Genomic DNA, 11,808 nt, shown 5'->3' on the forward strand with positions numbered 1-11,808 from the left:
GTTATTTAATTTGATTACCATCTTTATCGAAAAAGTGGTATTCTAGGTATGTGTAAGCATCTCTTGGTAAAATTTTTCACCCATTTTTTTTGTTCTAAAAACCATTTAGAACGTACAGATGAAAAACCTTTAGTTAAAAAGGCTGCTATAAAAGGATGTGGGTTTAAAGTCAACTTTTTAAATAGTCGTTTAAGGTCGTGGTTTATTTTTTGCACCAATCCTATAGGTGCTTCAACCTCAGAGCCATTAGCACCGTTGGGGGCTTCCTCGCGGGTTTTAATGTTCATTTCTGGGCGAACCCGTTGCCTTGTTATTTGTATCAATCCGAATTTGCTCGGGGGCAGTACTTTGTGTTTGGCCCTGTCGTCTTTCATTTCATCGCGAAGATGGTTGAAGAGTGTTTGCATAGTTATACAATCCGTTAATCTTTCACAATAGCTTATTAAGTTTCTTCAATGGGCAATCTTAATTTCATACAGGCAAAAGGGATGTTAGAAACTATCGATCCAAAAAACGACAGCTTTTCGAGTGGAAAACACTTTGAATTTATAGGATTCTGTATTAGCAACGTTAGAATATAATGTGCTGAGTGCAGCAGTGGCTGGGTGGTTAACAATGATAGCGCATATAACTATTTTGTAGTCTACAAACGCTTCTTTCCTAAGTTGATTAAATATATTAACGTCTTTTAGTGAAAATTTAAACTTAGCATCGGTGGCGTTTATGATACATTTTAGCACCCTCGGGTACGCACAGTTTTCTTTAAAAGCGATTATAAAATCATTAATTTCTTCCGCGTGCACATTGCCCTTAAATTCGGCTTCAACAATATTCGTTTCTTTATCTAAAAAAGAGGTCACCATAAGATGATAAATCTTTAATTTATAGTAAGAAATATAGTCTAAAAAACTGATTTATGAAAGTTAATTGCGACCGATTATTTTTTGTGCAAACAAAAAAACCTTTGCTTCCAGTTGTAAGCAAAGGTTTTAGTTATTTAATTTGATTACCATCTTTATCGAAAAAGTGGTATTCTAGGTATGTGTAAGCATCTCTTGGTAAAATTTTTACCCATTTTTTGTGTTCTAAAAACCATTTAGAACGCACAGATGGAAAACCTTTAGTTAAAAAGGCTGCTATAAAAGGATGTGTGTTTAAGGTCAACTTTTTATAGTCTTTTTTAAATAGTCTTTCAAGGTCGTGGTTAATTTTTTGCACCAATCCTATAGGTGCTTCCACTTCAGATCCATTAGTGCCGTTGGGGTTTTCCTCGCGGGTTTTAATGTTCATTTCTGGGCGAACCCGTTGCCTTGTTATTTGTATCAATCCGAATTTGCTTGGAGGCAGCACTTTGTGTTTGGCTCTGTCGTCTTTCATTTCATCACGCAGATGATTAAAGAGTTTTTGCCTGTTTTCTGCCGTAGTCATATCAATAAAATCTACCACAATAATACCGCCCATATCGCGCAGTCGCAATTGTCGGGCTATTTCGGTAGCTGCTATTAAATTAACTTCCAAAGCTGTATCTTCTTGGCTATTGGCTTTGTTAGAGCGATTGCCGCTGTTTACGTCTATAACATGTAGGGCCTCGGTATGTTCAATTACCAAATAGGCGCCTTTGGCCATAGAAACCGTTTTGCCAAACGAAGTTTTTATTTGTCGTTCAATTCCATATTTTTCGAAAATGGGAACTTTAGACTGATACAGTTTAACTATTGATTCTTTTTTTGGAGCAATTTCTTGTAAGTACTCCTTAATTTGAATGTAAAGCTCTTCGTCATCCACAGTAATTCCGGTAAAGGTGTCGTTGAAAATGTCTCGCAATATAGACGAGGCTTTGTTCATTTCACCTAATACTTTACTGGGGTGGTGGGCTTTGTGTAGCTTTTTGCACATTGCTGTCCATCGACTAAGCAAGTTTTGCAAATCTTTGTCTAGTTCAGCTACTTTTCTGCCTTGTGCTACGGTACGCACTATAACGCCAAAGCCTGACGGTGTAATGCTTTTTACTAGTCGCTTTAAGCGGTCTTTTTCCTCGCGGTCTTCTATTTTTTGCGAAATGGAAATACGGTTGGAAAAAGGTACCAATACAATATACCTGCCCGCAATGGAAAGCTCGCTGCTTATCCTTGGGCCTTTGGTAGATATTGGTTCTTTAACGATTTGTACCAATAGCGATTGATTAGATTTTAAGGCGTCGGTAATTTTACCGTCTTTCTCAATATCTTTTTCGAATGGGAAGTTTTTTAAAGAAAAATCTTTTAGTTTACCTGTGCTTACACGTTTTGTGAATTTTAAAAGTGAAGGTAGTTTTGGCCCTAAATCGTGATAGTGCAAAAATGCATCTTTCTCGTAGCCCACATTAACGAATGCGGCATTTAGTCCAGGAACGGCTTTTCTAATTTTGGCTATAAACACATCACCAACCGAAAAGTCGTTACTATCTTCATCCTTTTGTAATTCAATAAGTTTTCCATCTTTTAATAAGGCAAAATCAACATTTTCGGAACTAGATCTAATGATCAATTCTTTATCCATTTTGTTAATTTTTATCCATACGGTCCAGTTAAAAGTTAAAAGTTTAAAGTTTAAGTTAAAGCAAATGCTTAAGAACTAGCAACTAAAAACCATCAACTAAAAACCAAATGGTACAGATGGATTATACATTATTTTTTCACAGGATTTTTAAGTATCCGTGGAGTTCATCAAGCACCCAAAACAGTGCCTAAAAAAATAAATGAACTCATTTCAAAGAACTTTTGTTTTTAAACCAAAAAAAGTAGCTGATCTAACTACTTTTTCTGATTTATTTTTTCTTTTTGTGACGGTTAGCGCGTCTACGTTTCTTTCTCTTGTGCGTCGCTACCTTATGTCTTTTACGTTTTTTACCACTTGGCATAAATAGTGTCTTTTAAATTAATGATTTATTTTAATGCCAGAACAGTGCTGGCTATGTGTTGTTACTTTACGTCAACGTTTGTTTTTACTCCCTCTACAAAAACTTTAGCAGGTTTAAATGCAGGAATGTTATGAGCTGGAATTTTTATTGTTGTATTTTTAGAAATATTTCTACCAGTTTTTTCTGCTCTAGTTTTAATGATAAAACTTCCAAAACCTCTTAAATAAACATTATCTCCGCTTTCTAAAGAAGTCTTTACTTCTTCCATGAATGTCTCAACAGTTGCTTGAACATCGCCTTTTTCAATTCCTAACTTCTCAGAAATTTTCGCTACTAAATCAGCCTTCGTCATTTTAATATTATATTTTATGTTACTATTAATTATAAAAGGGATGCAAATATAGGAATTAAATATTCAATATTTCAAACCTAATTAATTAAAATTTAATATTATAAAGGTTTACTTTTGTTTGATTTATTTTAAAGATTGATGAATTTTTCAAAAACCATAACAATCTGGTACTCAACAAATAAACGTAAATTGCCTTGGCGCGAAACCAAAAACCCGTACTATATTTGGTTGTCGGAAATTATTTTACAGCAAACACAAGTTAAGCAAGGTTTACCATATTATGAAGCTTTTGTTGCTCAATACCCGTCAGTTTTTGATTTGGCTTCCGCCGAAGAAAGTGAAGTTTTAAAATTATGGCAAGGCTTGGGGTATTATTCACGTGCTCGAAATTTGCATGCTACTTCCAAATATGTGGCAAACGAATTGGATGGTGTTTTTCCTGATACATATAAAGGATTGCTAAAATTGAAAGGTGTTGGCGATTATACAGCCAGTGCCATTGCGTCTATCAGTTTTGGCGAAGCGGCCGCGGTGGTTGATGGAAACGTGTATAGAGTACTGTCGCGTTATTTTGGAATAGATACACCAATAAATACATCGCAGGGCGCAAAGGAATTCAAAGCTTTGGCGCAAGAACTAATTGATAAAAAGAATCCGGCCGAATTCAACCAAGCTATTATGGAGTTCGGGGCAACGCAGTGCAAGCCTAAAAATCCCGACTGCGATAGCTGTCCGTTTCAAAATTCTTGTGTGGCTTTCAGTAGCAACCGGATTGATAAATTACCGGTGAAAAACAAATCCGCGAAAGCGAAAAAGCAATATTTCAATTTTTTAGTATTTGTTTCAGACGACGGAAAAACCATTCTTCAAAAAAGAGTAGGCAAAGGCATTTGGCGGAATTTATACCAATTTCCGTTAGTGGAGACCATTAAAAATTACGATGCCACTGCGTTTAAACCATTAATTGAAAGCCACGATTTGGTTAAAGGAAGCGATTTTACATTTACACTATATAATAAGGACTGTGTGGTCCATAAATTGTCGCATCGCCATCTATACACTAAATTTTGGATTGTAAATGTGGAAAAGTTGTCCGAACCCGGGATTCCCGTAAGCGAAGTACGCGATTATGCGGTACCGGTTTTGATTGACAATTTTATAGAGTCGTTTAATTTTTGATTGATAATTTATGCCAATCACAAAAATTTATTAATTTTAAAAAAATGATGGGCAATTGGTTACATTTGCTCTCTTGAATTAAGAAAAAATTATGTCTGGAACGTTAAATAAAGTGATGCTTATTGGGCATTTGGGAGATGAAGTAAAAATGCACTATTTTGATGGTGGCGGGTGTGTTGGGCGTTTTCCGTTGGCAACAAACGAAACCTATACCAATAGGCAAACAAACGAACGCATTACAAATACCGAGTGGCACAATATTGTGGTAAGAAACAAAGGCGCCGAAATTTGTGAAAAATATTTGAGCAAAGGCGATAAGGTGTACATTGAAGGCCGGTTAAAAACCAGAAAATGGCAGGACGATAGTGGAAACGATAGGTATTCAACCGAAATACAGTGTACCGATTTTACGTTCCTCACTACCAAAAAGGAAAGTGAAAACAATGCGGCGGCATCAAATGCTTCAATGCCAAAAAAACCTGTTGAAAATCAGCCTTCACAAAATCAACCCATTCAAGACGATAGTGATGACCTCCCGTTTTAATTCCACACTCGGTAGTTTATCGAGAAACCTATGTTTAACTAAAGCTACAGTAGTTGGATCCTGACCCCGCGAGTTTTATTTCCTTGATTGCTACCATCGATTATTCGGTGGCATTTAGCTTGGCGCTATTGTTTGTGCTCTTAGTGTGTTCGGCACTTGTTTCTGGCGCCGAGGTGGCCCTGTTTTCGTTAACCGCAGAACAGATTAAAGACGGATTGGTGCAAAAATCGAAGCGCATAGAAATTATTGCGAAACTACTCGAGCGCCCCAAGAAACTCTTGGCGACCATTTTAGTGGCCAACAACTTTATAAACATTGCCATAGTTATTTTGTTTGCCTTTTTGGGCGATTTTCTTTTTGGTAGTTTTAGCAGCCCGGAAATTAAATTTGTGGTTGAAGTTATTGTAGTAACCTTTCTTATTTTGCTTTTTGGTGAAATTTTGCCGAAAATCTATGCCAGCCGAAACAACTTAAAATTTGCCACGTTTATGGCCTATCCGCTTAGAGTGTTAGATGTGTTTTTGTCGCCCATTAGTTTGCCTATGCGCAGCGTTACATTGGCTATTCACGATAAGTTGGGGAAGCAAAAATCGGGTATTAGTGTCGATCAACTTTCGCAAGCTTTGGAACTGACCAGCGAAGAAGATACAACCAAGGAGGAACACAAAATTCTGCAAGGTATTGTTTCTTTCGGAAATACAGATACCAAACAGGTGATGCGTCCGCGTATTGATATTTTTGCGCTCAACATAGAGTTGGAATATCAAGATGTTATGGACAGTATAGTTGAAAATGGTTATTCGCGGATACCCGTTTATCGCGACAATGTCGATAATATTGAAGGTATTCTTTACGTAAAAGATTTACTGCCACATATTGATAAAAAACAATTCAATTGGACTTCTTTAATCAGGGAGCCATTTTTTGTGCCCGAAAACAAAAAGCTGGACGATTTAATGGCCGAGTTTCAAGATAAAAAAGTGCATTTGGCCGTTGTGGTCGATGAATATGGAGGTACTTCAGGTTTGATTTCTTTGGAGGATATTATTGAAGAAATAGTTGGCGATATTAGCGACGAGTTTGATGACGAAGATTTAACCTATTCCAAGCTCGATGAAAATAATTATGTTTTCGAAGGTAAAACGGCTTTAAAGGATTTTTATAAAATAATAAAGTTGGAAGACGAAACCCTTTTTGAAAACAATAAAGGCGAGGCCGAAACCATTGCGGGGTTTGTACTAGAAATTTCTGGTAGCTTCCCAAAACTCAACAGTAAAATAAATTTTGAAAATTACGTTTTTACTATTGAGGCTTTAGATAAAAAACGAATCAAACTAGTTAAGTTTACCATATTATCAACCGCAAGCTAGCTTGTAAACGCATCAAAAAACGAATGACTCTAAATATTAAAAACTCTCTTTTTTTTAAAACTTTTACTGTTGTTGGTTTTGTGTGTTTTCTGTCCTGTGGAGACGACTATGTGCCCAAACCTAAGGCTGAATTAAGATTGGAATACCCCGAAGCGCAATACGTGGAAGATCATTTAGATTTGCCGTTTTCATTCAATGTAAATACCCTGGCTCAAAATATTGAAGTGTCAGAAGTGCCGTCGTCAGCAAAAAGCTTCGGTGTAAATTTAGAATACCCATCCATGAAGGGGACTATTTTTTTAACGTACAAAGCTATAGGCGGAGATAAAAAAAATCTAAACGATTTTTTAAGGGACGCCCAAAACTTCACCCAAAAACATACCATAAAAGCCGATGAGATTCCGGTAACAGCATACGAAAACAAGCAACGTAAAGTATATGGGGCTTTTGCCGAAGTTAAGGGAAACGTTGCCTCTCCGGCACAGTTTTATGTTACCGATAGTGTAAATCATTTTTTAACGGGGTCGCTTTATTTTTATGCTAAACCCAACTACGACTCTATTCTGCCAGCCGCGCATTATCTGCAAAAGGATATTAAGCATATTATGGAGAGCTTGCGTTGGGAGTGAGCTTTAGCGTTTAATAGGCTCCGTTTGTTAAGAACGCACATTCTATTTGGTTTTTCAGAAAAACGTATATTGCATACCACAAGTGATGTCATTTTTATGAAGAATAAAAATATATTGAGTTTTGGGAGCTTTTAAAGACTTGGTTAAGGAAGAGTTGTTAGAACTTTTTAGCCAAAAGAAATTAGCGAGTCTGATGTTTTTTGGAATCGTTTTTTTAGATGCTTTGGGAGCTATTTCTCCTGAATATCTCAATAGAAAAATTACCATATTCATTCCCTTTCCTTTGCTTACGGTTATTTATTTGATAAATACCCGCAAGGTTAATGCTTGGTTTGTCTTGACTTTGGTGCTGAACTTCTTGGGGATATATTATTTTAACAATCCCTACGAGCGATACAATTCCACAGGATTAATCTTCCATTCCGTGGCTTATTTGGTTTATTGTTATATTTTATTCAGGCCTTTTAAAAACTTTAGTTTGAAGAAAGTTTTATCGGTTTTGGGGCCGTTAACGCTATTGGTGTTGGTGCCCTTGGCCTTTTATTACGATGGGATAAAGCAAACAGTGGTTTTTAACGCTACTATCCTGTATGTATGCCTCACGGCTTTATATATTTTGTCGGCAGTATTGGTTTATGTTTCGCGAAAAACCGAAACCCATCGGTTTTTATTGTTTTCGGCAATTTCTATACTGTTAAGCTCTTATTTCCAGGGATACAATTTGTTTATGGAAAAGAACGATCTGTTCAATTTTTTTGCAGTAATATGTTTTAATTTAGCACACTATTTATTGTGTTGCTATTTGGTTCGGCAATCGAAGGGAGTTTCTTAAAAGAGATAAATACGACAAAACAAAAAAAAGCTTTTCCTACGGGAAAAGCTTTTTTTATAAAGGTGTGTTTTTGAGTTATTTCGAAAAGGTTTCGACCGTTTTCATATCGCTTACTTTGTAGATTTCAGAAACGTTCGTTACGGTTTCAGTAAGCAATTCTGGATTTACTTTAGCTTCGTCGTATTCCACCATGGCCAGTTTTTTATCGAAATCGACCGTGGCGGATTTTACACCGTCCATTTTCGAAATTTTCTTTTGTATGGTGGCAGCGCAGCCTATTTGGCAGGTCATGCCGTCAATGGTGAATTCGGCTTTTGCATAAGTGGCATTAGGATCTAATTTTTTAACTTCTTCAGTGGCCACTTCAACCGTTTTAACTTCTGGTTTTGCATCATTTTTACAGCTTAAAACAACTAATGTTAAGGTAGCAAGCGTTAAAATATATTTTATGGTTTTCATTGAAATAGTATTTAAATGTTCAGAATTCAAAATTACTAAATATATGTTTCAAGAATAGGATAACGTATGTTTTTTTATGGTGTTCATGTAAATATTTAACAGTTTGTTTCAGGTGTTTTATTTGCGAATAATGTAAAAAAATAGTGATGAAATTATTTTTTTCAAAGATTTTTTCCGAAATTTAAGTGAACTAATTTAAGCTAACCATTGTGAAATGCCTGTTGTCAAATTGCTGTAAACCAGCGAAAGTGAAGTTTTGGGCATTGCATATAACCCTAAATATTAACAGATGAAAAATATATCTCTTCCTATTCGTTTCGGTTTGGTAACCAGTGCTGTTTTAATAGCCTATTTTTTGGTTTTGGCTTTGGTAGACAAACATACCAATCCGGCCTTTAGTTTCTTCAATGCACTTATAACAGGTTTGGGTATATATGAAGCGGTACGATTTAAAAAAATAGAAAACTTCAACAGTTTCTCGTATGCCGAAGGTTTTAAAACAGCAATTATAACTGGAGCCGTCGCAACCATTGTATTTACTGTTTTCTTCCTGCTTTATGCTACCGAAATTAATAGCGGTTTTCTGCACGAGTTATTACGGACTGTTAATGGGGGATTCAATGCCGATATTGGTATGGTAACCTTTGTGGTGGCCATTATGGGATTTGCCACTACGGTAGTCGCTGCCCTTACAGTGATGCAATACTTCAAAAAAACAGGGAATGTTCCTCAATAATGTTTAAAAACGTTTGCGGTTTAATTAATTAGCAGTATATTTGCACTCATTTTTTGAATAAATTAATAAAAACGTTACGCTATGTACGCAATTGTAGAGATAGCAGGGCAACAATTTAAAGTTGAAAAAGACCAAAAAGTTTTTGTTAACCGTTTACAAACTGAAGAAGGTAAAGAAATTTCTTTCGATAACGTTCTTTTAGTAGGTGATGGTAACAATGTAACTGTAGGCGCCCCGGCTATAGACGGAGCTCAAGTAGGAGCAAAAGTCTTAAAACACCTTAAAGGTGATAAGGTTATAGTTTTCAAAAAGAAAAGACGTAAAGGTTACCGTGTAAAAAATGGTCACCGTCAAGCGCTTTCTGAAATCGTAATCGAAAGCATTGTAGCTTCAGGAGCAAAGAAAGCTGCTCCAGTTAAAAAAGAAGCTAAAAAAACTGAAGCAAAACCAGTTGCTAAGAAAGCAACAGGTAAGGCTGATGATTTAAAGAAAATTGAAGGTGCAGGGCCAAAAGCTGCAGAAGCGTTGGTTAATGCCGGTTTGGATACTTTTGCAAAAGTAGCTAAAGCCACTCCAGAAGAATTAAGCAATATTCTTTCTGAAGCAAGTTCAAGATTATCTCACATCGTTACCGAAACTTGGCCAAAACAAGCAGGTTTGGCTGCCGAAGGTAAATGGGATGAGTTAAAAGAATTACAAGACAGATTAGACGGCGGAATTGAAAAATAAATTCCGTTTTTATTAACAATATAAAAACTTAAGACAATGGCTCATAAAAAAGGAGTAGGTAGTTCTAAGAACGGTAGAGAATCAGAATCGAAACGCTTAGGTGTTAAGATTTTTGGCGGTCAAGCTGCCGTTGCTGGAAACATTATCGTAAGACAAAGAGGAAACACCCACCACCCAGGTGAAAACGTGTATTCTTCAAAAGACCACACTTTGCATGCCCGAGTTGACGGTATTGTAAAGTTTACTAAGAAAAAAGATAACAAATCTTATGTTTCTATCGAGCCTTTTGAGGCTTAAGAAACTACTTTCTTAAGATAAAATTTAAAGCGACTGAAATTTTCAGTCGCTTTTTTTGTGCTTTAATATAAGCATAACAACCAGAAAAATTTTAAGTAACATAAAGGTGGTTTCTTTATTCCTTTTTAAAAGGATGTAAACGAAATGAGTTTCAAAAAAAGATGCTCCCTTATTTGCTTTGGGTTGCTGTTCATTACAATAAATTACGCCCAAGAATCGAATTCTACACGACAAGTAGAAACACTTTCCGTGCTAAAGGAACAGCTAAAAATTGCAGAAAATCATATAGATTCTTCAAAAATCAAACAAGTACATGCTGAGCTGGGTGATTTTTATAAACACTTAGGGTTGTATAGCGAAGCGCTCAATAATTTCCATCTGTCACAACAATACAGCGCTAAAAAAGATACCTTTTTTGTTTATACAAACAATAGCATTGCGGCCATCAACTTTTCATTGAAAAAATTTGAAGAGGCCAACAAATACTTAAAAGAAAGTATTGAGGTTTCAAAAACAATACAATACGATAAAGGCTTGGCTACGGCTTTTGCGCTTTCAGGGAGTGTAGCCGAGAAACAAGGCGATTATAAACGGGCCTTGCAAAACCAAGAGCAGAGCCTTTCTTTATTCGAGAAACAACAGGATAGTACTGGATTAGCTATAGCATACGAAAACATCGGAAGCATTCACGAAGATTTGGAGCGTTATGCTTTAGCCGATACTTATTTCAATAAGGCGTTTCATTATGCGAAAAATAGCCCGATGCATGTTCGTATTAACATCATAAATAATCTGGGGGATATTAATCGGAAAACCGGAAATTTTGAGTCTGCATTACACTTTACTGAGCAGGCTTTGCAAATGGCAAGAGATGCGAAAAATGGCTCGGAAGAGGAAAGTGCTCTAAAAGATTTGGCGCGAACCTACGCCGCTATGGGCGATTTTGAAAAGGCATACGAATTTATGAACAATCAGGCTATTGTAAATGAGCAGGAGATAAAACGGCATAATGCCGAATTGGTGAGCGCCATGGAAGTACTGTACGAAGTAAAGGAAAGAGAAGCTCAGGTAAATGTGCTTAACAAACAAAATCAAATTGCTAAAACGAGGCAATGGGCCATTCTTTTAATAGGTTTCGCAATGCTTTTGGTTTTGGCTGTTTGGATGGTTTATATAAAAAAGAGAAAGAAACAGGAACTCCAAATTTTTCAGTACAAACAGCAACTTCTTAAAGCCGATTTGGACAAAAAAACTGCTGAAGAAACTTCCTTGAAAAGGGAAATAGATTTTAAAATAGCATCGCTTACCAATTACAGCTTGAATATAGCGCATAAAAATAAAATGTTGGCCGATGTTTCTAGAACACTTAATAATCTAAAAAGCAGAAATGGCGATTTTATAAAGAACAAATTGGGCGATTTGGCAAGTGAAATTGATGTTAAGCTATCCAACGAAAACGAATGGGAAGAGCTAATGGGCTTTTTTTCTCAAATCCATCCCAAGTTTTTTGAAATTTTAAAAACAAACGCTTTGGAAAAATTGTCGCCATCAGAATTGCGGCTTTGCATGTTGCTTCGGCTTAATTTGTCTTCAAAAGAGATTGCTTCTATACTTTGCATAACTCCAGATAGCGTTCGTATTGCACGGTATAGATTGCGAAAAAAACTCCCCCTCGATTCCAATGACGATTTGCAGGGCTATTTGCTCAATCTTTAGCAAATCTTATCGCAATGTTAGCCCAATGTTAATGTTGCTATGTTATATAGGCGCTTTTAGAGCTCT

13 protein-coding genes and 1 pseudogene are annotated in these 11,808 nt (G+C 36.2%); 9 read left to right on the top strand and 5 right to left on the bottom strand.

The features are described 5' to 3' along the window. Position 1: 1 nt before the first annotated feature. The 4 genes and pseudogenes from HC176_RS07405 to HC176_RS07420 all read right to left on the bottom strand — a co-directional run. Positions 2 to 398 (bottom strand): annotated as a pseudogene (locus tag HC176_RS07405) (ribonuclease E/G); the annotation flags it as partial. A 93-nt stretch (positions 399 to 491) separates the two neighbouring features. After that, a complete protein-coding gene (locus HC176_RS07410) occupies positions 492 to 863 on the bottom strand; it encodes a hypothetical protein (protein ID WP_167917559.1) in 372 nt (123 codons plus the stop codon). 130 nt (positions 864 to 993) lie between these two features. Next, the gene (locus tag HC176_RS07415) at positions 994 to 2,538 is read right to left on the bottom strand and encodes an Rne/Rng family ribonuclease (RefSeq protein WP_167917560.1); all 1,545 of its coding nucleotides are present in this window, start codon (positions 2,536 to 2,538) and stop codon (positions 994 to 996) included. Positions 2,539 to 2,960: 422 nt separating this feature from the next. Further along, a complete protein-coding gene (locus tag HC176_RS07420) occupies positions 2,961 to 3,257 on the bottom strand; it encodes an HU family DNA-binding protein (RefSeq protein ID WP_342448674.1) in 297 nt (98 codons plus the stop codon). Between the two features lie 132 nt (positions 3,258 to 3,389). Between HC176_RS07420 and mutY the strand changes: the two genes are divergently transcribed. The 5 genes from mutY (at position 3,390) to HC176_RS07445 (ending at position 7,805) form a co-directional block, all read left to right on the top strand. Beyond that, entirely contained in the window at positions 3,390 to 4,430 is a 1,041-nt protein-coding gene (mutY, locus tag HC176_RS07425) for an A/G-specific adenine glycosylase (protein WP_167917561.1), read from the top strand. A gap of 91 nt (positions 4,431 to 4,521) precedes the next feature. After that, entirely contained in the window at positions 4,522 to 4,974 is a 453-nt protein-coding gene (locus HC176_RS07430; RefSeq protein ID WP_167917562.1) for a single-stranded DNA-binding protein, read from the top strand. Between the two features lie 53 nt (positions 4,975 to 5,027). Then, on the top strand, positions 5,028 to 6,344 hold the full coding sequence (locus HC176_RS07435) for a gliding motility-associated protein GldE (protein WP_167917563.1): 1,317 nt from the start codon (positions 5,028 to 5,030) through the stop codon (positions 6,342 to 6,344). A gap of 23 nt (positions 6,345 to 6,367) precedes the next feature. Next, the gene (gene gldD, locus HC176_RS07440) at positions 6,368 to 6,973 is read left to right on the top strand and encodes a gliding motility lipoprotein GldD (RefSeq protein WP_167917564.1); all 606 of its coding nucleotides are present in this window, start codon (positions 6,368 to 6,370) and stop codon (positions 6,971 to 6,973) included. A gap of 121 nt (positions 6,974 to 7,094) precedes the next feature. Continuing rightward, a complete protein-coding gene (locus tag HC176_RS07445; RefSeq protein WP_167917565.1) occupies positions 7,095 to 7,805 on the top strand; it encodes a hypothetical protein in 711 nt (236 codons plus the stop codon). Positions 7,806 to 7,880: 75 nt separating this feature from the next. Here HC176_RS07445 and HC176_RS07450 read toward each other — a convergent pair whose 3' ends face one another. Beyond that, complete coding sequence (locus HC176_RS07450) at positions 7,881 to 8,264, bottom strand: heavy-metal-associated domain-containing protein (protein ID WP_167917566.1); 384 nt, start codon at positions 8,262 to 8,264, stop codon at positions 7,881 to 7,883. Positions 8,265 to 8,553: 289 nt separating this feature from the next. On the opposite strand from HC176_RS07450, the gene HC176_RS07455 reads away from it, so the two are divergent. From HC176_RS07455 to HC176_RS07470, 4 genes are all read left to right on the top strand, one after another. After that, positions 8,554 to 9,000: a DUF4199 domain-containing protein gene (locus HC176_RS07455; RefSeq protein ID WP_167917567.1), complete on the top strand. Its 447-nt coding sequence runs from the start codon at positions 8,554 to 8,556 to the stop codon at positions 8,998 to 9,000. A gap of 81 nt (positions 9,001 to 9,081) precedes the next feature. Next, positions 9,082 to 9,729: a 50S ribosomal protein L21 gene (rplU, locus tag HC176_RS07460; protein WP_167917568.1), complete on the top strand. Its 648-nt coding sequence runs from the start codon at positions 9,082 to 9,084 to the stop codon at positions 9,727 to 9,729. A 36-nt stretch (positions 9,730 to 9,765) separates the two neighbouring features. After that, positions 9,766 to 10,026 (top strand): 50S ribosomal protein L27, encoded by a 261-nt coding sequence (gene rpmA, locus HC176_RS07465; protein ID WP_167917569.1) that lies wholly within the window; start codon positions 9,766 to 9,768, stop codon positions 10,024 to 10,026. Positions 10,027 to 10,170: 144 nt separating this feature from the next. Continuing rightward, positions 10,171 to 11,742: a tetratricopeptide repeat protein gene (locus HC176_RS07470; protein WP_167917570.1), complete on the top strand. Its 1,572-nt coding sequence runs from the start codon at positions 10,171 to 10,173 to the stop codon at positions 11,740 to 11,742. The last annotated feature ends 66 nt before the right edge of the window (positions 11,743 to 11,808 follow it).

The sequence above is a fragment of the Tamlana crocina genome, from assembly GCF_012037625.1.

Coding starts and splice junctions, on each gene's coding strand:
- rplU (WP_167917568.1), top strand. CDS start 9,082: ATGTACGCAATTGTAGAGATAGCAGGGCAACAATTTAAAGTTGAAAAA.
- HC176_RS07455 (WP_167917567.1), top strand. CDS start 8,554: ATGAAAAATATATCTCTTCCTATTCGTTTCGGTTTGGTAACCAGTGCT.
- HC176_RS07450 (WP_167917566.1), bottom strand. CDS start 8,264: ATGAAAACCATAAAATATATTTTAACGCTTGCTACCTTAACATTAGTT.
- HC176_RS07430 (WP_167917562.1), top strand. CDS start 4,522: ATGTCTGGAACGTTAAATAAAGTGATGCTTATTGGGCATTTGGGAGAT.
- HC176_RS07410 (WP_167917559.1), bottom strand. CDS start 863: ATGGTGACCTCTTTTTTAGATAAAGAAACGAATATTGTTGAAGCCGAA.
- HC176_RS07415 (WP_167917560.1), bottom strand. CDS start 2,538: ATGGATAAAGAATTGATCATTAGATCTAGTTCCGAAAATGTTGATTTT.
- gldD (WP_167917564.1), top strand. CDS start 6,368: ATGACTCTAAATATTAAAAACTCTCTTTTTTTTAAAACTTTTACTGTT.
- mutY (WP_167917561.1), top strand. CDS start 3,390: ATGAATTTTTCAAAAACCATAACAATCTGGTACTCAACAAATAAACGT.
- HC176_RS07470 (WP_167917570.1), top strand. CDS start 10,171: ATGAGTTTCAAAAAAAGATGCTCCCTTATTTGCTTTGGGTTGCTGTTC.
- rpmA (WP_167917569.1), top strand. CDS start 9,766: ATGGCTCATAAAAAAGGAGTAGGTAGTTCTAAGAACGGTAGAGAATCA.